At 56.0% G+C, this 26,932-nt stretch carries 20 protein-coding genes; 4 read left to right on the top strand and 16 right to left on the bottom strand.

Annotated features, from left to right (window positions below):
* The first annotated feature begins 76 nt into the window (after window positions 1-76).
* The 3 genes from asnS to GUC22_RS17400 all read left to right on the top strand — a co-directional run bounded on the left by asnS (window position 77) and on the right by GUC22_RS17400 (window position 4,532).
* Entirely contained in the window at window positions 77-1,477 is a 1,401-nt protein-coding gene (gene asnS, locus GUC22_RS17390) for an asparagine--tRNA ligase (protein WP_004130975.1), read from the top strand.
* 591 nt (window positions 1,478-2,068) lie between these two features.
* The gene (locus GUC22_RS17395; protein WP_064342411.1) at window positions 2,069-3,154 is read left to right on the top strand and encodes a porin; all 1,086 of its coding nucleotides are present in this window, start codon (window positions 2,069-2,071) and stop codon (window positions 3,152-3,154) included.
* Between the two features lie 187 nt (window positions 3,155-3,341).
* Window positions 3,342-4,532, top strand: a complete 1,191-nt coding sequence (locus GUC22_RS17400; protein WP_004137615.1) for an amino acid aminotransferase — start codon at window positions 3,342-3,344, stop codon at window positions 4,530-4,532.
* Between the two features lie 60 nt (window positions 4,533-4,592).
* Here GUC22_RS17400 and GUC22_RS17405 read toward each other — a convergent pair whose 3' ends face one another.
* From GUC22_RS17405 to cmoM, 7 genes are all read right to left on the bottom strand, one after another.
* Window positions 4,593-5,240: an MBL fold metallo-hydrolase gene (locus GUC22_RS17405; RefSeq protein ID WP_004871622.1), complete on the bottom strand. Its 648-nt coding sequence runs from the start codon at window positions 5,238-5,240 to the stop codon at window positions 4,593-4,595.
* A gap of 13 nt (window positions 5,241-5,253) precedes the next feature.
* Entirely contained in the window at window positions 5,254-5,805 is a 552-nt protein-coding gene (locus GUC22_RS17410; protein WP_004130967.1) for a YcbK family protein, read from the bottom strand.
* Window positions 5,806-6,103: 298 nt separating this feature from the next.
* Window positions 6,104-7,897, bottom strand: a complete 1,794-nt coding sequence (ldtD, locus tag GUC22_RS17415) for a L,D-transpeptidase (RefSeq protein ID WP_102650049.1) — start codon at window positions 7,895-7,897, stop codon at window positions 6,104-6,106.
* A 183-nt stretch (window positions 7,898-8,080) separates the two neighbouring features.
* The gene (gene mukB, locus GUC22_RS17420; RefSeq protein WP_024360065.1) at window positions 8,081-12,529 is read right to left on the bottom strand and encodes a chromosome partition protein MukB; all 4,449 of its coding nucleotides are present in this window, start codon (window positions 12,527-12,529) and stop codon (window positions 8,081-8,083) included.
* On the bottom strand, window positions 12,529-13,233 hold the full coding sequence (gene mukE / locus GUC22_RS17425; RefSeq protein WP_004100725.1) for a chromosome partition protein MukE: 705 nt from the start codon (window positions 13,231-13,233) through the stop codon (window positions 12,529-12,531). The genes mukB and mukE overlap by 1 nt, the downstream gene beginning before the upstream one ends.
* Complete coding sequence (mukF, locus tag GUC22_RS17430) at window positions 13,214-14,536, bottom strand: chromosome partition protein MukF (RefSeq protein ID WP_024360066.1); 1,323 nt, start codon at window positions 14,534-14,536, stop codon at window positions 13,214-13,216. Before mukF ends, mukE begins: the two co-directional genes overlap by 20 nt.
* Window positions 14,537-14,539: 3 nt before the next feature.
* Window positions 14,540-15,319, bottom strand: coding sequence for a tRNA uridine 5-oxyacetic acid(34) methyltransferase CmoM (cmoM, locus tag GUC22_RS17435; protein WP_004871632.1), 780 nt, complete (start codon window positions 15,317-15,319; stop codon window positions 14,540-14,542).
* A 121-nt stretch (window positions 15,320-15,440) separates the two neighbouring features.
* Between cmoM and elyC the strand changes: the two genes are divergently transcribed.
* Window positions 15,441-16,220: an envelope biogenesis factor ElyC gene (gene elyC, locus GUC22_RS17440; RefSeq protein ID WP_004871635.1), complete on the top strand. Its 780-nt coding sequence runs from the start codon at window positions 15,441-15,443 to the stop codon at window positions 16,218-16,220.
* Here the strand turns inward: elyC and GUC22_RS17445 are convergent.
* The 9 genes from GUC22_RS17445 to rpsA form a co-directional block, all read right to left on the bottom strand.
* The gene (locus GUC22_RS17445; protein WP_024360069.1) at window positions 16,197-17,090 is read right to left on the bottom strand and encodes a YcbJ family phosphotransferase; all 894 of its coding nucleotides are present in this window, start codon (window positions 17,088-17,090) and stop codon (window positions 16,197-16,199) included. The two genes, elyC and GUC22_RS17445, sit on opposite strands and share 24 nt — an antisense overlap.
* 141 nt (window positions 17,091-17,231) lie before the next feature.
* Window positions 17,232-17,978, bottom strand: coding sequence for a 3-deoxy-manno-octulosonate cytidylyltransferase (gene kdsB / locus GUC22_RS17450; protein ID WP_004871641.1), 747 nt, complete (start codon window positions 17,976-17,978; stop codon window positions 17,232-17,234).
* A complete protein-coding gene (ycaR, locus tag GUC22_RS17455; RefSeq protein WP_004130952.1) occupies window positions 17,975-18,157 on the bottom strand; it encodes a protein YcaR in 183 nt (60 codons plus the stop codon). Before ycaR ends, kdsB begins: the two co-directional genes overlap by 4 nt.
* A 52-nt stretch (window positions 18,158-18,209) precedes the next feature.
* A complete protein-coding gene (locus GUC22_RS17460; protein ID WP_024360071.1) occupies window positions 18,210-19,439 on the bottom strand; it encodes a winged helix-turn-helix domain-containing protein in 1,230 nt (409 codons plus the stop codon).
* A gap of 46 nt (window positions 19,440-19,485) precedes the next feature.
* Window positions 19,486-20,466: a tetraacyldisaccharide 4'-kinase gene (gene lpxK / locus GUC22_RS17465; protein WP_049130865.1), complete on the bottom strand. Its 981-nt coding sequence runs from the start codon at window positions 20,464-20,466 to the stop codon at window positions 19,486-19,488.
* Window positions 20,463-22,211 carry a lipid A ABC transporter ATP-binding protein/permease MsbA gene (msbA, locus tag GUC22_RS17470; protein ID WP_024360073.1) on the bottom strand — a complete coding sequence of 583 codons (1,749 nt, stop codon included), beginning with the start codon at window positions 22,209-22,211 and terminating at the stop codon, window positions 20,463-20,465. Before msbA ends, lpxK begins: the two co-directional genes overlap by 4 nt.
* A gap of 45 nt (window positions 22,212-22,256) precedes the next feature.
* A complete protein-coding gene (locus GUC22_RS17475) occupies window positions 22,257-24,512 on the bottom strand; it encodes a ComEC family protein (RefSeq protein WP_049130866.1) in 2,256 nt (751 codons plus the stop codon).
* Between the two features lie 215 nt (window positions 24,513-24,727).
* Window positions 24,728-25,015: an integration host factor subunit beta gene (ihfB, locus tag GUC22_RS17480; RefSeq protein ID WP_004100704.1), complete on the bottom strand. Its 288-nt coding sequence runs from the start codon at window positions 25,013-25,015 to the stop codon at window positions 24,728-24,730.
* Between the two features lie 150 nt (window positions 25,016-25,165).
* Window positions 25,166-26,839, bottom strand: a complete 1,674-nt coding sequence (rpsA, locus tag GUC22_RS17485) for a 30S ribosomal protein S1 (protein ID WP_004100702.1) — start codon at window positions 26,837-26,839, stop codon at window positions 25,166-25,168.
* Window positions 26,840-26,932 lie beyond the last annotated feature (93 nt).

Genomic DNA, 26,932 nt, shown 5'->3' on the forward strand with positions numbered 1-26,932 from the left:
GATGACAGGTAACATAGATATCCCCCTGCTGAAGGGGAATACAGATTTTTCTATTGGACTAACAAGAGAGACTATTATGAGCGTTGTGCCTGTAGCCGACGTACTCCAGGGCCGCGTTGCCGTTGACAGCGAAGTCACCGTGCGCGGATGGGTGCGTACCCGCCGAGATTCTAAAGCTGGCTTTTCTTTCCTCGCCGTCTATGACGGTTCCTGCTTTGATCCTGTACAGGCCGTTATTAGTAATTCTCTTCCCAATTACAATCAGGAAGTCCTGCGCCTGACTACCGGCTGCTCGGTCGTGGTAACCGGCAAAGTCGTGGCGTCTCAGGGACAGGGCCAGAGCTTTGAAATCCAGGCCAGCCATGTTGAAGTCAGCGGCTGGGTGGAAGATCCGGATACTTATCCGATGGCGGCTAAACGCCATAGCATTGAGTATCTGCGTGAAGTTGCCCACCTGCGTCCGCGCACCAACCTGATTGGCGCGGTGGCGCGCGTTCGCCATACGCTGGCGCAGGCGCTGCACCGTTTCTTCGACGAGCAGGGTTTCTTCTGGGTTTCTACTCCGCTGATTACCGCTTCCGACACTGAAGGCGCCGGCGAGATGTTCCGCGTTTCAACGCTGGATCTGGAAAACCTGCCGCGCAACGACCAGGGCAAAGTCGATTTCGATAAAGACTTCTTCGGCAAAGAGTCGTTCCTGACCGTTTCCGGCCAGCTGAACGGCGAAACCTATGCCTGCGCGCTGTCTAAAATCTACACCTTTGGCCCGACCTTCCGCGCGGAAAACTCCAACACCAGCCGCCATCTGGCGGAGTTCTGGATGCTGGAGCCGGAAGTCGCCTTTGCTAACCTGAACGATGTGGCAGGTCTGGCGGAAGCGATGCTGAAGTACGTTTTCAAAGCCGTTCTCGAAGAGCGCGCTGATGACATGCAGTTCTTTGCCGAACGGGTTGATAAAGACGCCATCGACCGCCTGCAGCGTTTCGTTTCCGCTGATTTTGCCCAGGTTGATTACACTGACGCGGTCACCATTCTGGAAAATTGCGGTAAGCAGTTCGAAAACCCGGTGTACTGGGGCGTGGATCTCTCCTCCGAGCACGAACGCTATCTGGCGGAAGAGCACTTTAAAGCGCCGGTTGTCGTGAAAAACTATCCGAAAGATATTAAGGCGTTCTATATGCGCCTTAACGAAGACGGTAAAACCGTCGCCGCTATGGACGTCCTGGCGCCGGGCATCGGTGAAATCATCGGCGGCTCCCAGCGTGAAGAACGCCTGGACGTGCTTGACGCGCGTATGGCGGAAATGGGCCTTAATAAAGAAGACTACTGGTGGTATCGCGACCTGCGCCGTTACGGCACCGTGCCGCACTCCGGTTTCGGTCTGGGCTTTGAACGTCTGATCGCTTACGTGACCGGCGTGCAGAACGTTCGTGACGTCATTCCGTTCCCGCGGACCCCGCGTAACGCGACATTCTGATTTTTTTCTGCAATTTTTGTCAAAGGCCAGCGCAAGCTGGCCTTTTTTTATGTCAATTTACGTTAACGAATATCAGGAAACTTAAACATCAACCGTCATGGTTCACAATTATGTTACGCACTATTTCATTAGCGACCGCTAATTAAAACCGCACCTTTTGTTCATAAACTGGCAAACATGCTGATTATATTGCTCGTTTTTTAACCACACGCAGCACAACTTGCAACGACAAGATTTGAATAAAAATAAAGCAAAATGCAGATGCAAAATGCGCAAACCCTCTCTTATCTAAATTAATCATAATTAATTCATATAGATATATAAAGGAAGGTGATTTTGTCAGCAAATACGACCGGAATGTTGATTGAGTTCACAAAGTTCCCAAAAATACATATTTGGTTACATAGAATTTCCTTTTGTTACTCATATGAGATATTGGTAGCATTTTCAGGCTAGCGAAACGTTGTTCTGAATGGAAAGATGCCTCCAGACACCAAACTATCATCAATAGTTCCGTAAATTTTTATTGACGAAACTTATTGGCGGCAGTGGCAAGTGTTCATAAAAAAATATAAATGAGGGTAATAAATAATGATGAAGCGCAAAATTCTGGCAGCGGTAATTCCTGCCCTGCTGGTAGCCGGTGCAGCTAACGCTGCAGAAATCTATAACAAAAACGGCAACAAACTGGACTTCTACGGGAAAATGGTTGGCGAGCACGTTTGGACCACCAACGGCGACACCAGCAGCGATGATACCACTTACGCCCGTATCGGCCTGAAAGGCGAAACCCAGATCAACGATCAGCTGATCGGCTACGGTCAGTGGGAATACAACATGGATGCGTCCAATGTTGAAGGTAAACAGACCACCAAAACTCGTCTGGCTTTCGCAGGCTTAAAAGCCGGTGAATATGGTTCATTCGACTACGGTCGTAACTATGGCGCCATCTACGACGTCGAAGCGGCAACCGACATGCTGGTTGAATGGGGCGGCGACGGCTGGAGCTATACCGACAACTTCATGACCGCGCGTACCAACGGCGTTGCAACCTACCGTAACTCTGACTTCTTCGGTCTGGTTGACGGTCTGAGCTTCGCGCTGCAGTACCAGGGTAAAAACGACGCTTCTAGTCGTGATGTTAAGAAACAAAACGGCGACGGCTTCAGCACCGCGGCAACCTACGCGTTTGACAACGGCGTTGCGCTGTCTGCTGGCTATGCGAACTCCAACCGCAGCGGCGATCAGAAAGCTGACCGTCAGGGCGAAAAAGCTGAAGCATGGGCAACCTCCGCTAAATATGACGCGAACAACGTCTACGCTGCGGTCATGTACTCCCAGACCTACAACATGACGCCGGAAAACGAAGGCAACTACTTCGCTAACAAAACTCAGAACTTCGAAGCCGTCGTTCAGTATCAGTTCGACTTCGGCCTGCGTCCGTCCATCGGCTACGTACAGACTAAAGGTAAAGACCTGCGCTCTCGCGCTGGCTTCTCCGGCGGCGATGCTGACCTGGTTAAATACGTCGAAGTGGGTACCTGGTACTACTTCAACAAAAACATGAACGTCTACGCTGCGTATAAATTCAACCAGCTGGACGACAACGATTACACCAAAGCCGCTGGCGTTGCGACCGACGACCAGGCCGCAGTGGGTATCGTTTACCAGTTCTAATCTGCAGTACACCCCTTCGTGATATGCCTAAAAAGCAGGACTTCGGTCCTGCTTTTCTGCTTTCCTGAGAGGAAGATCGTAACTTTCAAAAACCTTCTCGCTTTTTGTCGCAAACGGTTGGCAATTAACATAACTCCCGTTAACCTGATAGCGGATTTCCCTTCAGTAATCACAATGGAACCTCGTCATGTTTGAGAACATTACCGCCGCCCCTGCCGACCCAATTCTGGGCCTGGCCGATCTGTTTCGTGCCGATGACCGCCCAACAAAAATTAATCTTGGAATTGGTGTTTATAAAGATGAAACGGGTAAAACACCGGTCCTGACTAGCGTGAAAAAAGCAGAGCAGTATCTGCTGGAAAATGAAACCACCAAGAACTACCTGAGCATTGATGGTATCCCCGAATTTGGTCGCTGCACCCAGGAGCTTCTGTTTGGGAAAGGAAGCGCAATTATCAATGATAAACGCGCTCGCACCGCCCAAACGCCGGGCGGTACAGGCGGCCTGCGCGTCGCCGCCGATTTCCTGGCGAAGAACACCGATGCAAAACGTATTTGGGTGAGCAACCCTTCCTGGCCGAACCATAAAAGCGTATTTAATTCAGCCGGCCTGGAAGTTCGCGAATATACCTATTACGACGCCGCTAACCACAAACTCGACTTCGACGGTCTGCTGGCCAGCCTGAACGAAGCCCAGGCCGGCGACGTGGTGCTGTTCCACGGCTGCTGCCACAACCCTACCGGTATCGATCCGACGCTTGAGCAGTGGCAACAGCTGGCGCAGCTGTCGGTAGAAAAAGGCTGGCTGCCGCTGTTTGACTTCGCCTATCAGGGCTTTGCCCGCGGTCTGGAAGAAGACGCGGAAGGCCTGCGCGCTTTCGCTGCGCTGCATAAAGAGCTGCTGGTTTCCAGCTCCTACTCGAAGAACTTTGGCCTGTACAACGAGCGCGTAGGCGCCTGTACGCTGGTTGCCGCGGATCAGGAAACGGTAGACCGCGCGTTCAGCCAGATGAAGTCCGTCATTCGCGCTAACTACTCTAACCCACCGGCTCACGGCGCCTCGGTAGTGGCGACGATTCTCAGCAATGACGCGCTGCGCGCTATCTGGGAACAAGAGTTGACCGACATGCGTCAACGCATCCAGCGTATGCGCCTGCTGTTCGTGAATACCCTGCAGGAAAAAGGCGCCAGCCGCGATTTCTCTTTCATCATTCAGCAAAACGGGATGTTCTCGTTCAGCGGTCTGACCAAAGAGCAGGTATTACGTCTGCGTGAAGAGTTCGGGATTTACGCGGTGGCGTCCGGACGTATAAACGTCGCCGGTATGACGCCTGACAACATGGCGCCGCTGTGCGAAGCGATTGTCGCCGTGCTGTAACCTCAAGCTCAGGACAAACAAAAGGCCGCATTTGCGGCCTTTTTTACATTCTGGCTCCGGTCACCAGACCGGCATTTCATCCTGCAGGAAAGGGTTATGCAGACGCTCATAGCCAAGCGTCGACATAGGGCCATGGCCAGGAATAAACGACACGTCATCGCCCAGCGGCAATAGTTTGCGTTTAATCGCATCGATCAGTTGATTATGGTCGCCGCGAGGGAAGTCGCTACGCCCTACTCCGCCTTTAAAAATCACATCGCCGGAAATCAGCAGTCGGCAAGCCGGATCAAAGAAGACTACGTGCCCCGGCGTATGGCCAGGACAGTGCAGCACCTGCAGGGAAATATTCCCCACGCTAACCGCATCGCCTTCGTTCAGCCAGCGATCGGGCTGCAGCGGCTGACAGTCTTCAAGACCAAACATCCGGCTCTGCGCCGGCAATCCTTCCAGCCAGAACTCATCTTCTTTTTCCGGACCAATAATCGGCACACCATAATGCTGCGCCAGCTCCGCCGCCGCGCCAACATGATCGAGATGACCGTGCGTGAGCAGAATCTGCATCAGGCTAACGCCTGCCGCCGCGACTTCCTGTTTGATTCGCTCAGCGTCACCGCCGGGATCGACCAGCGCCGCCAGTTTGGTTTGTTCACACCAGATTAAAGAACAGTTCTGCGCGAACGCGGTAACCGGAATAATACGATAGTTCATGAGGCTCCTTTCGTTACCAGTGCCGTACCGGCCCGGTATCAATATGCACAAAGTTGCTACGTGGGTAGTATCCTACACCACCTGTGCGCATAGATAACGCCGCTTTGCGAACATTGCTTAACGAAATGCCTTCAATATGGAAATCCATCGCCTGGCCTTTAGTGTGGTAGCTGTGTTTCGCCACCCCTCGGCTGCGGGCGCGAAGCTCATTATTGGTATCAACAGAACGATAACCGGAAATAAGCTGGACAGGCTTGTTGGTGCCAAGTAATCCCTGCAAACGATAGAGTTGATCGAACAAACCGGGATCGATGGATTTAATCTTATTCGCGCGATAGTCGCGGAAAAAATGATTAAGTCTTGCTAATTCATCCTGAATATAGCCTCTGCCATCGAAAAACTCCGCCTTGAGTGATTCACCAGTATGCAGGTTGTTCAGCGTCAAAATACGCGGTCGGGGGGTCGAGAGGGTGGCAAATGCCGGCGCAGGCAGAATGGCAGCAGCACCGAGCGCGGCTCCACCTAACGCCAGCAGTTTGCGGCGATTAGCGTCAAATTTGTCCATGATAATCAGGTCTACAGGTAAATGAATCGTAATATACTTTTCCCGCAATCCGCCCGTTAGCCGCCAGCGCGCTCGCTCCCCTAAGGCTAATCAATATCAGCTATGGAGAATGGGCTGCTTACCGCCACAACGCCTTTGCAGGATTATATGTATATGCACTTCTGGCGCACGAAGGGCACCTTACCGGGCATTATTGCCAACGTCAAGGTAGCCTAACCCCAGTAAACTCGGGCCTTGCAGCATGCCAGGCCCGTTTTCACACACAGATAGGACAACCAAATCCGTTGAACTACTTCATTTATCTGATTAATTGTTCAGCTTTAGGCAATATTTGTGCGCTGGATCGCGCGGTGAGATCGTAATTGTAAATATCTGTTCGATATTGTGTACGTCCATCAGCGCCGACAAACGCGGTCAAATAATAGAGATTAACCGGGATATTCTGGCGAATATTAACGTAGCGGGTGTTTCCCTGTTTAAGCGCATCTGAAATACGCGCGTCATTCCAGCCAGCATCCTGCAGTAGCATATTCGCCAGCTCAGAGGCTTTATTGACGCGTACGCATCCGGAGCTCAACGCACGCCCATCCCGCTGGAACAGATTGTGATTTGGCGTATCGTGCAAATAGATAGCGTCCGAGCTTGGCATATTGAATTTATAGCGCCCCAGCGAATTGCGCGCGCCGGGAGCCTGCTGGAAGCGGAACGGCAGATTCGATGCGGTTATCGTTTCCCAATCGACCTGATAAGGGTCGATTGTCTCTTTGCTATTCCAGCCGCGCATCATCGTATAGCCGTGCTGCTCAAGGTAGCCTGGGTTATTGCGCACCTTCGGCAGAATATCGTTGCGCGCCAGCGTCGGCGGCACGTTCCACGGCGGGTTGACCACGACATTGTTCAGGGCGCTGCTCATCATCGGCGTTTTACGGTCCGGGCGACCAACGATAACCCGCGATGCCAGCACCTGGCTACCGCCCTGGTAATAGACCAGCGAAAAGGCGGGAATATTCACCATGATGCCGGTCGCCAGATTACCCGGCAGCAGGCGCAAACGCTGAATATTCAATGCCAGCACGCCGGCGCGCTGCGCGGGAGAAACGTTGAGCCAGTCGCGGGTCGCCTGACCAATCACACCGTCAGCGCCCAGCCCCTGCCAGGCCTGGAAGCGCTTAACGCCCTCGACTAACTGGCGATCGTAAACGCCGCGGCCGCTGTTTTTGGCCTTTTTCCCGGCAGATGGGCTCACCACCTCATCGCCCGGCAAAGCAATCTTTGCCGATTCATCCAGCATACCGGTGCGCTGTAAAATTTCGCGCAGCGCGCCGGCATCATTGCTCCATTCGCCCGGGCGCAGCGACGTCTTGCTGGTAAGCTGCGGCCATGGACGGGAATCGGCAACCTGCGCTAATAGCGCCTGATGCATTGCGGCATACTGCGGATGCTGCGGGGCGAGCCCGGCAATAAACTGCGGCAGCGAACCGTTATCCAGCGCCACCTGCCACTGGTTAATGACCGACAGAGGCGGCGTCGACATCGCATACGGTTTGGTGCCGTACAGCCAGCGGTTGCCCTGAGTCGGAATACCGCTAATAAAATGCAGATAGCCCATCATGGCGTCAGAAAGAACAACATCCCGCGCCAGACCGTTCACTGCCGGGTCGGTCAACAGCTCAACCCAGGTGGTGAACTGCGGCTGGAAACCGGCGATAGCCACTTCAGCCAGCTGCTGTTGAAACGCCTGCACCGCCTCGCGGTTATCCCACATCGGTTTCATATCCCTGGCCGCATACAGCGATACCAGCGGATTCATAAATACGGGTTGATAACCGGTCGGCAGCACCGCCTGAATATCGGCACGGCTTTTTGCCGCCGCCTCGGCTGGAAGCGCCTGCTCGCCGGTCATTTTGGCGACCGCCGCAGATTGGTTTGCGCTTTGGCTCAGCGCAGAAGAAAGCTCGCTGATGGCGGTAGCGCTATCCGATGGTACCACTTCAGGCTCTTCGGCCTGGACATTGAACAGTGGAGCAAATGCAAAAGCCAGGCTCAGACTGAGCGCGGACAATTGACGACCATACCGTTTCTTTAGCAACATCCCTTGCCCCCTGTTAACACATTGCTGCCCGCTAAATTGGGGCTTACTTTCAGTATATGAAGACGAAAACGCTTTTGCCTTCCCAAATGTAAAGAAGTTAAAAGATTATACAATCCTAAAATACAGGAACGGATAACAAAAAGGGCGACATCGCGTCGCCCTTTGGCTGGTTATTATACCACCCTATGAAGCATTTGCCGTTCCCGGCAGCGTTTCGGGCAGCTGCGGCGCGAAGCCACGCAGACCGACGACGTGCACGTGCTCGTGATTATTCACGACCTTACGCACAAGCTTATAGGTGGTGCCTTTTTCCGGACTGATATTTTCCGGCGCCGCGATAATCAGCTGCATCTCCAGACGATCGCAGAGCTCGAACAGCGTCGCGATAGAGCGGGCATCCAGACGCGCCGCTTCATCAAGGAACAGCAGACGACACGGCGAAATGTCCTTACCGCGCAGGCGCGAAGATTCATCTTCCCAGCTCTGTACCACCATCACCAGGATCGACATCCCGGTACCGATAGCCTCACCGGTCGATAGCGCACCGGATTCCGCGCGCAGCCAGCCGTCGGAACCACGGTTAACTTCCACTTCCATCTCCAGATAGTTGCGGTAGTCCAGCAGCTCTTCGCCGATGGTCTGCGGCGTACGCTGCCCCATATCAATCTGCGGATTCAGGCGCTGATACAGCTTCGCCAGCGCTTCCGAGAAGGTCAGACGATTGCTGTTGAACAGATCCTGATGCTGTTCATGCTGTTCAGACAGCACGTCCAGCAGCATCGAGTGGGTTTCCCGCACGTTGACGTTCAGACGCACGCTGTTAACCTGGCCGAAGGAGACGCTCTGCAGCCCCTGGTTGAGCATGCGAATACGGTTTTGCTCGCGCTGGATAGTCTTGCGGATAATATTGGCCACGCTGCGGGAGCTGATGGCCAGCTTCTGCTCGCGGTTGGTCAGCTCTTCCGTCAGACGGCTGAGTTCGATCTCCATCTGCTCAATCGCTTCCACCGGATCGTCGGTGCGGATGATATCCTGGCGGATACGCTCGCGCAGATGCTGATACACGGCGACAAAGAACTGGATTTTGCGTTCCGGGCGTTTCGGATCTTCAGAAATACGCAGCACATCGCGCAGATGTTCGTTATCCGAGACCGCCAGACGCAGCGCGCCGAGCGCCTTATCCGACATGGAGCGCAGCTCATCTGCAGACAGGTAAGCCAGCTCGCGACGATGCAGGCGACGCTCCACGCCGTTGTCTTTCACCAGGCGCATGACCGCGCACCAGCCCGCTTTGGCGCTGACCACCTGTTCGCGCATTTCGCAGTAATCGCGCTCCAGCTTGCGCAGTCTGCGGGTCAGGTTATCCATTTCCGCTTCGCAGAAGGTCAACGCTTTCTCAAGTTGATTGCGGCGCGCGCGGTTGTTGCTGAGCTGAGCGTGGAGCTCATCGCGGCGCAGACGGGCGCGCTCTTCGGCGCCGGCGTCGGCGCGTACGCCAATATCCTTAAGCTCTTTATGCAGGTCGTTGAGCAGCTCTTTTTTGGTGTCATACGAACTTTTCAGCGATGCCAGCACCTGATGGTACTGATTGAGCTGCGCGGCGTGGGTACGCAGCGCGTCGCGGGTGCGGGCACGTTCCGCTTCCGCCTGCTCCAGGCGATGGCGCAGCTTCTCGTTCAGATCGCTATTACCGCTGAGCATCTCTGCGGAATCAGAGTAGCTAAAGTGGGCGCGACGCTGCACCACTTCGGTCAGCGCAAACGCCTGCTGACGCGCGTCGCGCTGGGTCTGCTGCGAATACGCATAGTCTTCTTTCAGCTGTTCAAACTGCTCCGGGTCGCTCTGAAGAACGGAAACGATCGGCTCCAGCTTTGCCAGCTGATTGCCGTGCTGCTGTACGAAGCGCGCGGCTTCCTGCGCTTCGTCAAGGCGTTCCTGGATTTCATCCACGCGATCGGCCAGCGAGTCGTCGGCCAGTAGATTCAGACGCGGCAGCAGGCGGTTGAGGGCGGATACCCCCTCTTTGGCCTGCTCATACTGCGCCCGGTTCTGCTGGTTATCGCTCTCATGGGCAGTCAGCGCCCGCTCCAGTTCGCCGCGACGCGTATTCAGTTTGCGGATTTCCTCTTCCGGGTCGTCCTCAAAGGCCACCGCCAGATGGTTGCCGATAAAGCGGCTGAACGCCTGATGCAGGCGCTGGGTTTTCTGCACATCAAACGACAGCGTCGCAAAACGCTCGGACAGGCTTTCGCGCTCGGCGTGCAGGGTTTCAACACGGCTTTCGCGGGCCGCGCGGCCAAACAGCGGCAGCGTCGGGAAGCGTGAATAGCGCCACTGGCGATCGGCAATCTTCACGACCACCGCTTTTTCCAGCTCATCGACGCTGAATACGCTGTCATCAAACGACTGCGGATCGCCTTCGATCAGGTAGAGATCTTCGGGACAATCTTCAAGACCTTCGAGCTGATCGGCAATCAGCGACAGATCCGGTACCACGATGGCGTGGCGGGAAGGACCGTAGAGCGCGGAGTAATAAGGCGCATCATCGAGACTCACGTCATCGTAGATTTCCGACAGCAGTACGCCGCCAAAACGTTCCGCCAGCGCGTTCAGGCGCTGATCTTCCGAACCGCCCGGCTGGCTAAGACGCTCAATTTCATCATCGATAGCGCGCTTGCGGGCGCCGACTTCATCGCGCTCCACGATAGCTTCGCGTTCACGCTCCAGCAGCTGCTGGAGATATTCGGTGACTTCCTGGCTGGACTCAAACTGCTCGCCGCTCTGCTCGCACAGCTGGTTAAGGCTGTTCTGCGCCGCCAGCCAGATGGGCGCGCGGCGCATCAGCGTTTGCGTCCGCGACTGCAGCTGTTCCAGCTCCTGGCGTAGGGTCATCCGCCGTTCGCTGGCGGAGGAGACGCTGTCGGAAAGCGACGCGATGCGGGCTTCCAGCTCCTGATGCAGAGCTTCCAGCTCATCGATATCGTAGCGTTTGCCCTGCCGCTTACAGAATTCATTGAGCTGGCGTTCGGCGTCCTGCTGTTCACGCAGGCGCTGTTCGAGCTCGGTCAGGCGGCTGCGCAGCCCGTGCGCCTGTTCAGCCTGATGGCGTTGATTAACGCCTTCGCGCAGCAGCTCGCGCGCTACGTTCCAGGCTTCATTACGCGCCAGCGGGCCGTTGATCTCCGCCACCAGCTGGTATGCCTGTTCAAACTGGCTGTGCGCGGTTTGCGCCACGCTCATTTTCTGTTCCAGCGACAGCATTTTTTCCGTCGCTTCCTGCTCTTTCGCCTGGAACGTTTCCAGCCACTCGTCGGCGCTTTCCGGGGTTAAGTCCGGCAGATGGCAGAGGGTTTTTGCCCGCTCCAGCGCCTGCAGCGCCTGGGTGTACTGAATCGCGCGGGTCTGCTGCACGTCCAGCGCCTGCTGGTAGTCGGCAAGCTGGTTTTTCAGCTCATCCACTTCCAGCTCGGCGGCTTCGGCGCGGGCTTCGTTCTCTTCCTGTAGATCAACCGCTTCCGCGACGACTTCATTTTGCTCTTCGAGGCGAATCTGCAGTTCATCAAGATCCGCTTCATAGCGCTCGATTTTTTCCTGCTGGCGCAGCGCGGTCTGTACCAGGTTCAGATGGTCGCTGGCGGCCTGGTAATCGGCTTCCAGATCGCCTTCCGCGCCGTTATGTTCCTGCAGTTCGCGGGCCATATCGACGTGCTTATACTGTTCCGCCGCGAGCTGAGCGCGGGAGGTGAACAGATCCCGGCGATATTCCAGCGCTTTATCGAGATGAATGCGCCGTTCATTGGCGTGACGCATATAGTCGGCGGCAACGTAGTTGGTGGCTTCGCTGATCAGATGCTTGAAGAGATCGCGGTCCGACTGCGTCACGCGGATAGCTTCCAGCGTCATGCGGTTTTCACGCAGCGCCGCTTCCATATCCTGGAACGCCTTACGCACGCCGCTGTTTTCCGGCAACAGGTAGTCGCGCAGCGAGCGGGTAATGGTGCTCGAAATACCGCCGTACAGCGAGGCTTCGATCAGGCGATAGTATTTGCTACGGTCCGAAGCCGAACGCAGGCGACGGGCCACCACGCCCAGGTCAAACATCAGCGAGTGATATTCGGTAATAGAGTTAAACTGCTTAAACTGCACCCCTTCCATCGCTTCGAGCTTATCTTTCAGCTCGTTGAGCGTCACCACGCGCGCCTGGCGCTCGTTAAGGGTTTCGGTCAGCAGCTGGGTTGGCTGGATGGAGGTTGGCAGGCCCTGGATCGCAAACGGCTTGATATCGACTTTACGATCGCGACCGGCCACCTGCTGTAGGCGAACGCCGACCACCACGCGCTGGTGGCGGGAGTTGATCACGTCCAGCACCGAGTAGCAGACGCCAGCGCGCAGCTTACCGTGCAGGCCTTTATCGCGCGAGCCGCTGGTGGCCCCCGCTTCCGTGGTGTTACGGAAGTGCAGCAGCGTCAGGTCCGGGATCAGCGCGGTGACGAAGGCGGCCATGGTCGTGGATTTACCGGCCCCGTTACCACCGGAAAGCGTGGTCACTAATTCATCAAGATCAAAAGTCCGGGCAAAAAAGCCGTTCCAGTTAACCAGCGTTAGCGAGCGAAATTTACCGCGTTCAATCATTACTCTTCCTCCCCGCTATCCGGCTGATTCTCTTCATTCTCATCATTAAGCTGCAGGCGATTTTCCAGCGCCATCGCTTCACCGTCGCGGATCATACGCAGCTGGGCTTCGCGCGGATCGTCACCGGCGCGCACATCGGCGCCGAAGCGAAATACCGATTCGGTGATGCGGAATTTGCTGCTGTCGTGGCCCATAAACCACACCATGCCGAGACGGCGCAGGCGGTTGAGCGAAGCGCGCATTTTTTCCTGCAGTTTCTGGCGATCAAGGTCGGAGCCGGTAGAACGGTTATTGACCAGCTTCAGCAGCTTGGCTTCATCCGCCAGAGTCAGCAGCTCGTCGTAAAGCTCCTGCTGGGTGAAGATGCCTTCATTCGCCAGGCGCTCCGGGCTGAGGTAGAGATAGCAGAGAATTTTGCCCACCATCATATCCAGCTCGGAGAGCACCGAGCGCGGGATCAGCGTGGTCGACCGCGGACGCAGATAGAAAAATCCTTCCGGGGCGCGAATCAGCTCGACGTTGTAGCGAGCATAAAATTCTTCCAGGTAATCCTGAAAATCCATTAAAAATGCGTGATTATCCAGCTCGTCGAGGCCGATATGGCGGCCCGCGCGCAGGGCGCTATCCAGCGCCGGAAATAACGGATTAGCCAACGCTTGCGCCAGTTTAACCGGCATCACTTGTTCAATATTTGTCGATGACATGCGCCTGTACCTTGGCTCCGTAATCATTAATCGGCTGCCATTTTGCCGGCAGTCCGGTGAAATCTGCTTGCGCTACGCCCAAACGTACCGCCTGGTCGACCACAATGCGCGCGACATCAAAGTGGCGTGCGCGCGGATACTGCGACAGATATTCGCGAACCACCAGGCCAAGATCCAGCGGCAGTCCCTTCTCTTTATAGACCACCAGCTGTCCTTCAATCAGCGCCGCCAGCTGTTCGCGAATTTCGTTAAACTCTTCGTACTCCAGATCCGCCGGAAGTTCCCCGGTGACCTCTTCATCATGCAGCGCCATCTCTTCATCGCGCATATCAAGCAGTCGATCGGCATTCGCGTGGGTGAGCGCCCACGGAGCGTCGAAGTAGGTTTGCACCGACTGACGCAGACGCTGCGCGAAGACGCGGTTTTTATCCATATCGATGGCGGTACGGATAAATTTATGCACGTGGCGATCGTAGCCGATCCACAGGTCAATCGCCTGCTGGCCCCAGCTGACGATGCGGTCCAGCTTGCTTTGCAGATCGAACACCAGACGATCGATAAAATTCAAATCGTCGCGCGCCATGGTCGAGTCCTGGATACGTAGTAGGTTTGCCTGCAGCTTATCGCCCGCCGCGTCCAGCGTATCCTGCAGTTCGCGCAGGGTGCCGGAGGTTTCCGACAGCAGCAGCTCACAGCTGGAGATCGCCGCTCGCCAGTCCTTGTTCAGCAGTTGGGCAATATCATCTTTCACCAACTGCTGCTGTTCATCCATGATCCGCTGAGTCAGGTCGATGCTGTCAAAAATTTCCGCTACCGAGTACTTCAGCGGGGCGAAAACGTTACGATGCCAGTGGAACTCATCGCCGCCCTCTTCTGCCGAGTCGGCGGCGCGCTTGAGTTCGCCGGCAACGATGGAGAGCTGCATCGACAGGCGCAAGGTGGAGAACTCGCGCTGGCGAATATAGTAGTCGGTGATCCCGATGCCCAGCGGCGTCAGGCGATAAATAGCATTACCCTCGGTGATTTCGCTGGTAAAGCGGTTCAGCAGACGCTGGCGCACCATATCGTTAATGGCATTATTGGCGCGCTGGCTGATGGTTTCGCTGGTCTGCTCAAACGCATCACTCACGTGGCGGAACGCGTCCACCAGTTCTCCCTCGGTCATTTCCCCTTCCATCCGCTCGCCGTTCAGCGTGGCGATCGCCAGCAGAAAAGAGAGTCTGTCGACCGGCAGCGAAATAGAAAAATCATTTTTCCTGGCCCAGGCAACCAGTTCGGGGACTGTCTGGGAAAATTCACTCATAGTTTATCCTTGCATCTGCGGCTTAAGCGCGGTGACGTGAATATAACGGCCTAAGCTAATATACGGCTCCTGGCGACAGTAGCGCGTTTCCAGCTCCAGCAGCGCCGCAAATTTGTCGTGCTGTTGGTGTTTTTCACGCAGATAATCATGAAACACCCGTACGCCTGTTTTACCGGTAATCTGCCAGCCAATCTCTTCCAGCCAGCCGTAAACCTGCTGCGGATCGCGCGGATAGTCCGGCGACAGCGTGCGTTTTTTCTTTTTCGGCATGCCGATTTGCACATAGTCGAGATTTCCGGCGACCATATTGTGCATCAACAGACCGTTAGCATTGTAGAACATCAGCGACAACGCGCCGCCGGGACGCAGCATCGCCCACAGCGTACGCAACATCGCCTGAGGTTCGGCTACCCATTCCAGCACCGCATGAAACAGTATCAGATCGACCGGACTTTCCAAATGCTGCTCAATATCCTGAGCCGCGCATTGTACAAAATGCATGTTGTCGATCACACCTTTATCGGCAGCCGCCTGCCTAGCGCGAGCCACCATTTCACCGGAAAGATCGCATAACGTGACGTGATGGCCCATTTCCGCCACTTTGATCGCCGTCTGTCCCTCGCCGCCGCCCGCGTCAAGAACTCGCAATGGCCCAGGCCCCAGCTGGTTCAGCAGCGGTTGCAGATCCTGCCAGAGGATCGCCTGCCGCAGCTGGCCTTTGGTGGTGCCATATATATTGCGCGAAAACTTTTCAGCAATATCATCGAAATTACGATCCTGCACGGGTGACTCCACACGCCAACACAAAGCCGCTATTTTGTCATACCCGCGCGGAGAATGAAGCGATCTGTTGTAAGATCCGGGTATATCTTTAGTTAGATGGTTAAAAAAGGAACCGTACGGCATGCTTTTTACGCTGAAAAAGGTTTTAGGCGGCATGATGCTGCCGCTTCCCCTGCTGCTGTTGCTGATTGCGCTCGGGATCGCACTGCTGTGGTTTAGCCGTTTCCAGCGCACCGGCAAGCTCTGCGTCAGCCTCGGCTGGCTACTGTTACTGCTGTTGAGCCTGCAACCCGTAGCCGATAGCCTGCTAAAGCCGATTGAAGATAAATACCCGACGTGGAGAGATGAAAAGCGCGTGCAGTATGTCGTCGTGCTTGGCGGCGGCTACACCTGGAATCCGAACTGGGCCCCCAGCTCAAATCTCATCAACAACAGCCTGCCGCGGCTGACGGAGGGGATCCGCCTGTGGTATGAAAACCCGGGCTCGAAACTCATTTTTACCGGCGCCGCGGCAAAAACGAATCCAGTCAGCACGGCGGAAGCCGGGGCCAGAGTTGCCGAGAGTCTGGGGATACCGCGCAGCGAAATCATCGTTCTGGATAAACCCAAAGACACCGAAGAAGAAGCCGCTGCGGTGAAGGAGGCGATAGGCGATGCGCCGTTCCTGCTGGTTACCTCCGCCTCGCATCTGCCGCGGGCGATGATTTTCTTTCGCCGCGCCGGGCTAACCCCCCTGCCCGCGCCGGCCAACCAGTTGGCGATTGAGTCACCGCTCAACCCATGGGAGCGAGCAATTCCTTCGCCCGTTTGGCTCATGCATAGCGATCGGGTGGGTTACGAAACGCTAGGCCGCATCTGGCAATGGCTGAAAGGATCCTCAGGCGATCCAGGGCAGGATTGATTTAGCCGCCAGATCAAACCGGGTGCGGTCAAAGCGCCCGGTATTCACCAGATTATCCACTTCGTCCCACAGCAGATACAGCCAGCGCCGCCAGAGAAACGCTTCCGCCACCGGCGCCCGCCGGAGATAGTGCCACAGCAGCTCCTCCTCCTGACCGCTATCGGCCAGACGGAATAGCTCATATTCCCGCGGCGCCCAGAGCATCATACCCGGCCCGACCATCGCCAGCAGCTGATCGCTGCGCGGATCTTTAAGCATGCTGCGCAGCGTGAAGCTACCGTGTACCAGCACGCAGTTATCATTGAAATCTTTAAACAAATCCATAAGGCATTCGCGGGTGCGGAACAGAATGCGTTTATCCTGCATCGTCAGGCCGGTATCATGATAAAGATTCAGCGTGCTCCATAGCACCTCCACGCGCTGGCGATACCAGTACGGCCAGAGGTTTTCCTGAGTACTATCGACCATCCCGACGCAGCCGCCGCTGTCCTGGCGGTGCCAGGCCAGCAGCGCTTCAACGATCTGCTCCTGCAGCTGCTCCCAGCGCTCCGGCGTGCGGGCGGGGGCTTCAACCGAGACGCCGCGCAGCCGTTCGATCAGCAGAACATCGGGGCCGGGATGCTCTTCATGCGTCATTACGCCGTAGACAACCGGCATACGCACGGTGCCGCTTCGCGCGAGGGTCGATATTTTCCACGCCAGCTGGCGCGCCACCCCCGGCGTCGTAAAGCTGCGCGCCAGCAGCGGCATTGGGTTTCCCTGTGCATCATATAGCGACCACAGCGCCGACGAGGGTTTCTCGCTGACGCACTCCACGCGGCTTAGTTTTTCACCCAGCAGGTGGCTCAGCTCGGTACGCAACTGTTCCATTTCTGATTACCCCTATGAATACTACCGGTTTCATAATGAGCGCCTGCGCCGGGGTTGTCATCGGGTGAGATCAAAATTGACGTAAAAAAGTATGGAATAACGGCCTGGGGATATCCCCTCCTGGCGGAGGGGACGGAGGGATTAACGCAGCTCCGCGCGAACGCGCTCCAGATCTTCCGGTGTATCGACACCCGTACCGGGAACCACTTCCGCCACCGCGACATGGATTTTCTCGCCGTACCACAGCACGCGCAGCTGCTCGAGCATCTCTATTTGCTCCAGCGGGCTCGGTGCCCAGCTAACATAGCGGCGGATAAATCCGGCGCGATAGCCATAAATCCCAATATGGCGCAGCAGCGAATCGCCAACAGCCTCGCGGGATTTGGCGAAACGATCGCGATCCCACGGAATGGTGGCGCGTGAGAAGTAGAGCGCATAGCCCTCAGCATCCATCACGACCTTCACCGCATTCGGATTAAACGCTTCTTCCGCATCGTGGATTGGCACCGCTAAGGTCGCCATACCGCTCGTGCTTGCCGCCAGATTTTCGGCCACCTGCCGCACGATGGCTGGCGGGATCATCGGCTCGTCGCCCTGAATGTTAACGATGATGGTGTCATCGCTGAAGGCGCATTTTTCGACCACTTCGGCAAGGCGTTCGGTACCAGATTGATGATCTTCACGCGTCATGCAGACTTCGCCACCGGCGGCTTCCACCGCATGGGCCACGTCCGGATGGTCGGTAGCAACGATGATACGCTCGGCACCGGATTCGCGCGCGCGTTCCAGAACGTGGACAATCATCGGCTTGCCGTTGATATCCTGGAGCGGTTTCCCTGGCAGGCGGGTAGAAGCAAAGCGCGCGGGGATGATAACCACGAAACTCATGACTGGCTCTCTTCTACAGGAAGCGGGCGCGCTTCGGTTTCCAGCAGTACGGGAATGCCTTCACGCAGCGGAAAAGCCAGGCGATCAAGTTTGCAGATCAGTTCTTGCTTATCCTGGCTGTAATACAGCTTACCGTTACAAACCGGACAGGCGATAATTTCAAGTAAACGGTGATCCATGATTCCTCCAGATGGACCGAATAGATTCTTCAGCAGCATATCACACGTGGGCTCAGGCGGCGTCAATTTCCCAACCCTGCTGCAGGCCGGCAAAAAGCGCCGGAGGTAGCCGTCCGCAGGTCACTCGCGCGGCACCCTGCCAGAGGGCAAAATCATCAATGGCGCGTTTTAGCCCGCTCTCCAGCCCGGACGTCACCTTTACCCCCTCTTCCAGCCACAGGGCGATAATTTCCAGCACGCCGGTTTTACGGTGCATTTTGCTGTCCATTCTGCCAACCAGTCTCCCCTGGTGCAGCAGCGGTAACACAAAATAGCCGTACTGCCGTTTCGGCGCGGGGGTGTAGCACTCCAGGCGGTAGGTAAAGCTAAACAGCTGTTCCGCTCGTTTGCGATCCCATACGACCGGATCGAAAGGCGAGAGCACGGCGCTGTGGCTGGCGGCGAGCCTGCCGCCGGGAGAGGACTCCAGCAGCGTCAGGGCATCACGGTGAAGCCACATTTCGCCCAGCGTCTCAACGTTAACCGGCACCACCAGCCCCTCATCCTGCCAACTCGCCAGCAGCAGCGGCAGCGGGGGCTGACGCAGACGATAATAATCCGCCAGCCACTGCGCGCGAAAAATCCCCAGGCTACGAGCGCTATTGCGTAACATAATGGCTTCAGCCTGCTCCTGAGAGAGCCCATCTCGCGCATCGTCCCAGTTCGGCATCACCCGATGGGTCAGGTCGTAAACGCGCTGAAAATTACGCCGCTCGATAACCATCACTTCACCGGCGGTAAATAAACCTTCAAGATGGCGTTTATGCGGTTTCCACTCCCACCAGCCGCTGGCGCCTTTGCGCGGATGCTCGAAGTCGGCCGAGCGCACCGGGCCATTTTCAGCAATATGGGCTAGCAACTCCTGAATGCCTGCGGCGTGCTCGGTCATCCACGCTTTGTGATATTTCCAGCCCATGTTATCCGGCGCCAACATGCGGTGACGCACCAGCGAAAAGTCGCTGCGCGGTAAAAAACAGGCTTCGTGCGCCCAGTACTCCATCAGCTCGCCGGCGCGGAGCGCCTCGTCCAGCCAGCCCTGAGGATAGCGGCCAAGGCGGCTAAAAAGCACCAGGTAAGGACTGCGGGCAACCACGTTGATGGTATCGATTTGCAGCAGGGACATCTGCCTGATGGTCTGTAGAATGTCCTCGGGCCTGGCGCGACGACGGGGCTTTTTCAGCAGCCCCTGCGCGGCGAGGTGGAGATGGCGGGCATCTTTAAGCGAGAGGGACAATACCGGCATGCAGCTACTCCGTTAAGGGTTCAGGCGCAAGCGGTGATGGACAAAATCAGCGTTGCGCCAGCGTAATTAAGTCAGTGAGCAACCGCTGCGCGCGTTCATCAGTCATTATCGCGTCGACCGGGAGATACCACCAGTTTGCCTGCGCAAACTCGCGGCACTTCACCGCGTCTTTTTCGGTCATCAGCAGAGTTTGCCGCGCTGTCGCCAGGGCGGCGACAGCGCTCTGCGTCAATGCCTGATGATCGGCCAGGGCAACGGTTTTGACTGGCTGTACGCCGCAGCTTTCAAGAGTGGCGAAGAAACGCGGAGGGTGGCCGATTCCGGCCATCGCCACCACATTGTCAAACGCCGCGACATCCCGGCGTTCACCGGTCAGCAGATTCACCGCCAGTCCGGGGCGAAGCTGCATCGGAATTTCTCCCGGGCGGGCGAGGCCCCCGTTAACAATAACCGCATCCACGCTGCGTAAACGCGAAGCGCGCTCACGCATAGGCCCGGCGGGCAGCCACCAGCCGTTGCCAAAACGGCGCACGCCGTCAATCACCACAATTTCTTTGTCGCGCGCCAGCTTATAGTGCTGCAGGCCATCATCAGTGACGATAAGCTGAAGATCGTTGGCGGCAAGCAGGGCCTGTACCGCATCGCTGCGTACCGGCGAGACGGCAACCGGCGCGCCGGTACGCTGGTAAATCAGTACCGGCTCATCCCCCGCTTCCCCGGTGCGGGTATCCGGATTAAGCAGCAGCGGATAGCTCGCTGCTTTACCGCCGTAGCCGCGTGAAACGACACCAACGCGAATACCGCGCTGCTGGAGCTGTTCCACCAGCCAGACGACAACCGGCGTTTTACCATTGCCGCCTGCGGTCAGGTTACCCACCACCACGACCGGCACCGGCGCTCGCCAGGCTTTTCGCCAGCCCAGTTTATAGCTAAGCCGTATCAACCCGCTCACCAGGCCATAGAGCCAGGAGAGCGGAAGCAGCAGCCGCCATAAGGGCGACTCACCGGACCAGATACGAGCAATCATGCGCCGAACTGCATCTTATGCAGCTGAGCGTAGACGCCCTTGTGCTCAAGCAGATCGGTATGGCTGCCGCGCTCAACGATCTGACCATCTTCCACCACCACGATCTCATCAGCCTGCTCAATCGTCGACAGACGGTGGGCAATAACCAGCGAGGTGCGGTTTTTCTGCAGTTCGTCCAGCGCGGCCTGAATCGCGCGTTCGGATTCGGTATCCAGCGCCGATGTGGCTTCGTCGAGGATCAGGATCGGGCTGTTACGCAGCAGGGCGCGAGCGATTGCGATACGCTGACGCTGGCCGCCGGAAAGCATCACGCCGTTTTCACCGATAATCGTATCCAGGCCATTGTCCATTTTGTTGATAAAATCCATGGCATAAGCCATACGCGCCGCTTCCTCAATCTGCTCGCGGCTGTACTCTTCGGTACGCGCATAGGCGATGTTATTCGCTACGGTATCGTTAAAGAGATGGACGTTTTGCGACACCAGCGCAACCTGATCGCGCAGGGAGCTCAGGGTGTATTCACGCAGGTCGTGGCCGTCCAGCAAGATCTGTCCATCATCAACATCGTAGAAACGCGTAATAAGGCTGGCGATGGTCGACTTACCCGAGCCCGAGCGCCCGACCAGCGCCACGGTTTTCCCTTCCGGAATATTCAGGTCGATATTGCGCAGGGCGGCGACTTCGCGTCCTGGGTATCTGAAGGTGACGTTTTTAAATTCGAGGTTGCCCTTCGCGCGTTCGATAACCCGCGTGCCTTCATCCTTCTCCTGCTCGGAATCAAGAATGGCGAAAAGGGTCTGACAGGCGGCCATCCCGCGCTGGAACTGCGCGTTGACGTTAGTCAGCGATTTCAGCGGGCGCATCAGCGCGATCATCGAGGAGAAAACAACGGTGATGGTCCCGGCCGTCAGCGTCTCCATCACGCTCGGGAAGCTGGCAGCATAGAGCACGAAAGCCAGAGCCAGAGAGGCGATCAGCTGGATAATCGGATCAGAAATTGACGACGCGGAGACCATTTTCATCCCCTGCAGACGCATCTTATTGCTGACTTTATCAAAACGTTTGGTTTCGACGGCCTGGCCGCCAAACATCAGCACTTCTTTGTGCCCTTTCAGCATCTGCTCTGCGCTGGTCGTCACCTGTCCCATGGTGTTCTGCATATTCTTGCTGATATTACGAAAACGCTTCGAGACCACGCGAATAGCAATAGACACGATCGGCGCCAGCACGATCAGAATCACTGACAGTTGCCAGCTGTAGTAGAACATCATAACGAACAGGCCAATAATCGATGCGCCTTCACGCACAACGGTAATCAGCGCGCTGGAGGAAGAGGACGCGACCTGCTCAGAATCATAGGTAATACGCGATAACAGCGTCCCGGTGGACTGTTTGTCAAAGAAGGCAACCGGCATCCCCATCATATGGCTGAATAAACGACGGCGCATCGTCATCACGACTTTGCCGGACACCCAGGAGATACAGTAGCTTGAAACGTAGCTGGTAATGCCGCGCAGAATCATTAACCCGATCACCACCAGCGGCATCCATATCAGCACGGAGCGATCCGTTTTACCAAAACCATCATCCAATAACGGTTTAAGAAGCGATAGCATGAAGGTATCACTAGCCGCGTTAAGCACTAACGCTACCGCTGCAACGATTAGCCCGGGTTTAAACGGCGCTATAATCGGCCAGAGTCGGCGGAAGGTCTGCCACGTGGAGAGATCTTTATCGTTCTGCATTCAATAAACCAGCTTGTGTTGAAATAGCCGCATATTCTACCCGTTCTACGCCTTCCCGCCAAACCACTGATGATACCAACGAGGTAAAACTTGATCCCGTAAGCCATGGATTTGCCAGCCGTCCGGGGAAAAAACGACCGTAATTTGCCCCTGATGCGGCGTATCGAACCATTGATAACGCTGATTCCGGTAGCGCTGAATCACTTTCGCTGATGGCATACGCCAGGCGTTATAGCGAGAAGCGGAAGCAAGCGCCGCCTTGCCGCCAACGCTCCGCAGTAGGGCTATCCCTGACGAGGTATTACTGCCGTGGTGCGGAACCTGGATAAGTGTAGACGCAAGATGCTGCCAGTAGTGGCTAATCATCGCCAGCTCCGCCGGCGTTTCAATATCCCCGGTCAGCAGAATACTGTACTGCCCATCGTCAATTCGCACCACGCAAGAGCGATTATTTCCCGCTTTTGTCGCCCCAGGCAGCGGCCAAAGCGCGCGAAAGGTTAAGCCTCGCCACTGCCAGGTTTCTCCGCGCCGGCACGCTAAATGACCAGCCCAGCCCAGCGGGCTGCGCACCGCTGTCTGCGGCCATGCTTTTAACACTGAGTTGAGCCCACCGCGGTGATCGAGATGCTCGTGGCTGAGAACGATCCCCTCCAGCTGCAAATGGTGCCAGCGTAGCCACGGGATAATAATCTGCTGGCCGCTGTCGCCATCAGGCCAGGCAAGCCCGGTGTCATAGAGAAACGCCGCGCCCTGACGTTCAATGACCACCGCCAGCCCCTGCCCTACGTCCAGCATAGTGGCTCGCCATTCGTCAACTGAGGCGCTTCGCCAGAACGGCCTGCTCAGCAGCACGAGGCCGGTCAAGCAAAATGCGGGCGCCGTCCGCCAGGCGTGAAAGCGCCAGACGATCAGCGCCAGCCACGGCACTATGCTTATCCCAAGCCAGCGAGCGTCAAGCCCCAGCCAGCCGGACGGCAGCTGGCGTAATAACCAGAATAAGATAGCCAGGATCCTGTCCGCTGATTGCCAGACCGCCATCTCAATGATAGACGGCGCGCAGAGGTGTAAAAACATGGCTGCCAGGATCAACGGGACGACGACAAAGGTCACCAGAGGCACGGCGATAAAGTTGGCGACCACGGACGTTAAGCTTATACCGTGAAACAGAGCGATCTGTAGAGGAGCGAGCAGGAACATCAATCCGATCTGCAGGTGGCATAACGCAAGGCTTTGACGCAGTAGCCAGTTCTTTTTGCCGGCCGGCATCGGCGCCAGTTGATACCAGAAAATAAGCGCCGCTACGGCGAACGCTGATAGCCACAGGCTTTCGGATAACATTGCCAGCGGATCGGCAAACAGTATTGCGCCAATGCAGCAGACCCATAGCTGCCATGGCGACCAGCGTTTTCCGGATAGCCTCAGCGCGCCCCCCGCAGCCAGCGCGACGCAGGTGCGCAGCGCCGGCGGCTGCATGCCGGTTAGCCCAGCGTAAAATATCGCGCTCGCCAGGCCCATAAGCAGCGGCGCCCGCCAGCCAAGCCAGCGGCACGGGAGAAAGAATTGCGCGCCCCTGAGCAGCAACCAGCCCAGAGAAGCCCCCAGCGCGATATGTAAGCCAGAAATCGCCATCAGGTGCGATATGCCGGTTTCCTGCATCAGGGATTTTATCTCGCGAGGTATCGCCAGACGCTCCCCCATGCCTAACCCTAGCATCACCGATTGCCACGGCAACGCGGCCAGCGTGTGATTCAGCGAAGCCAGATAACGCGCTCGCAAACTGCAGTTTCGCTCCCGGATTTCAGCCGTGATAAAGCGCCCGGTTAACGGACGATGCTGCGCTAATGCATAGCGTTGGCTATCGAAACCGCCATCGTTGAGCTGACCGTGGACTGGACGCGCCCGCAGCGTCATGGCCCAAACCTGGCCTGCGCAGGGCGTTTCTGGCAGATAGTTGCCGTAGAGGCTAATCCCCGGAGCAGGAAACAGCCGACGCCCATCCAGACGAATAATTTTGCCCTGATGCGTTGTCTGCCCGTCCGTTGCGGTCAGCTCAACTTCAACCCGCTGATTCTTGTCCGTTAACCTCTCTGTCGGCCATAGCGTCTGGCGAGCGCTGAGCACTCCCCAGACAAAAAACAGCGTTATCAATGCCGCGTATTGCGCAGGTCTGCGCCGACATTGCGCAATGAGTAGCGCCAGGACCATTAACCCCCAGGTAACCCACCGCCCGGGCAGAACGGGCAACCAGAGTAGCGGCAGGATACCGATAATCACGCAGCCCGCAAGTTGTGGTAAACGCATGAGCACCTCCCTGTCAGAGGGAGTGTTACGCTAAACAGGCAGGCTGTCTCTGAGGACGGAGAGAAACTGCATCGCGCTATCCAGAGAATTTACTTTTCTGGTGCAACAGAACCTGCGTTTTGCGAGGTAGCTTCAAAGAGAGATTAAAAGTCATAAAAAAAGCACCCGAGGGTGCTTTTTTAACGTTTAAGTATGTTGTCGCCGATCGGCGAAACTTACTCTTCGTAAATATTGGCGCGGTCGCGTAATTCTTTGCCCGGCTTAAAGTGCGGAACGTATTTACCTTCCAGTTCAACTTTATCGCCAGTTTTTGGGTTACGCCCGGTGCGGGGTGCTCGATAATGCAGAGAGAAGCTGCCGAAACCGCGGATTTCAATGCGCTCGCCTTGAGCAAGCGTTGAGGCCATATGCTCCAGCATTTCTTTAACAGCATCTTCCACTGCTTTCGCAGGAATGTGAGATTGCTGGCTGGCAAGTCTTTCTATCAATTCTGACTTGGTCATTATTCCTCCGGTTTCCTTCAAGGCAAAATTAGCTAACAGCTTAAACAAGGGCGGCCGTAGCCGCCCTTTGTGCTTGATTACAGGACGAATCCCGCAATCTGTCAAGTAAACTCGTCGTAATTCAGGTTGTTGTAACCCGAAAGACTAAGATTACTCGCCTTTAGCTGCTTTGAAAGCTTCAGCCATTGCGTTGTTAGAGAAGTTTGCATCTTCCTGTTTGTTAACAGTTGCGATTGCATCTTTCTCGTCAGCTTCGTCTTTCGCACGAACAGACAGGCTGATTGCGCGGTTTTTACGATCAACGCCGGTGAATTTAGCTTCAACGTCGTCGCCAACGCTCAGAACCAGAGTTGCATCTTCAACGCGGTCACGGGAAGCTTCAGAAGCGCGCAGGTAACCTTCAACGCCGTCAGCCAGCTCTACGGTTGCGCCTTTAGCGTCAACTGCAGTCACTTTACCGTTTACGATTGCGCCTTTCTTGTTCAGTGCAACCCAGTTGTTGAACGGATCTTCTGCGAGCTGTTTAACGCCCAGAGAGATACGCTCACGCTCTGCGTCAACCTGCAGAACAACTGCTGCGATTTCGTCGCCTTTTTTGTATTCACGAACTGCTTCTTCGCCTGCAACGTTCCAGGAGATGTCAGACAGGTGAACCAGGCCGTCGATGCCGCCGTCCAGGCCGATGAAGATACCGAAGTCAGTGATAGACTTGATTTTACCTTCAACACGGTCACCCTTGTTGTGGGTTTCCGCGAACTGCTGCCATGGGTTGTTTTTGCACTGCTTCAGGCCCAGGGAGATACGACGACGTTCTTCGTCGATATCCAGAACCATAACTTCCACTACATCGCCAACGTTAACAACTTTGGACGGGTGGATGTTTTTGTTGGTCCAGTCCATTTCGGAAACGTGAACCAGGCCTTCAACGCCTTCTTCGATTTCAACGAAGCAGCCGTAGTCGGTCAGGTTGGTCACGCGACCGGTCAGTTTGGTACCTTCCGGATAACGTTTAGCGATAGCTACCCACGGATCTTCGCCCAGCTGTTTCAGGCCCAGAGATACACGAGTACGTTCGCGGTCGAACTTCAGCACTTTAACAGTGATTTCGTCGCCAACGTTTACGATTTCGCTCGGATGCTTAACGCGTTTCCATGCCATATCGGTAATGTGCAGCAGGCCGTCAACGCCGCCCAGATCAACGAATGCACCGTAGTCAGTGAGGTTCTTAACGATACCTTTAACTTCCATGCCTTCCTGCAGGTTTTCCAGCAGCTGATCGCGCTCTGCGCTGTTTTCGGATTCGATAACGGCACGACGAGAAACAACAACGTTGTTACGTTTCTGGTCCAGCTTGATGACTTTGAATTCAAGCTCTTTGCCTTCCAGGTGCAGCGTGTCGCGCACCGGACGAACGTCTACCAGGGAGCCCGGCAGGAACGCACGAATACCATTCAGCTCAACAGTGAAGCCACCTTTAACTTTGCCGTTGATAATACCGACTACAGTTTCAGCGTCTTCGTAAGCTTTTTCCAGCGTGATCCAAGCTTCGTGACGTTTAGCTTTCTCACGGGACAGCAGGGTTTCACCGAAGCCGTCTTCTACTGCATCCAGAGCAACGTCAACTTCGTCACCAACCTGGATTTCCAGCTCGCCCTGGGCGTTTTTGAACTGCTCTGCCGGAATGGCAGACTCAGATTTCAGACCGGCGTCAACCAGTACTACGTCTTTGTCGATAGCAACAACAACACCACGAACGATGGAACCCGGACGGGTTTCGATTGTTTTTAAGGATTCTTCAAATAGTTGAGCAAAAGATTCAGTCATGTTTAATCTTCAGGTTTCATATTTAACGTCCACCTGGCTCCATGCCGGATGGGGTTGTTTAACATACCCGCTAACACTCCATTGCTGCGGGGG

It is taken from the genome of Klebsiella sp. MPUS7 (assembly GCF_009905335.1).
In the GTDB taxonomy this organism is placed as follows: domain Bacteria; phylum Pseudomonadota; class Gammaproteobacteria; order Enterobacterales; family Enterobacteriaceae; genus Klebsiella; species Klebsiella grimontii.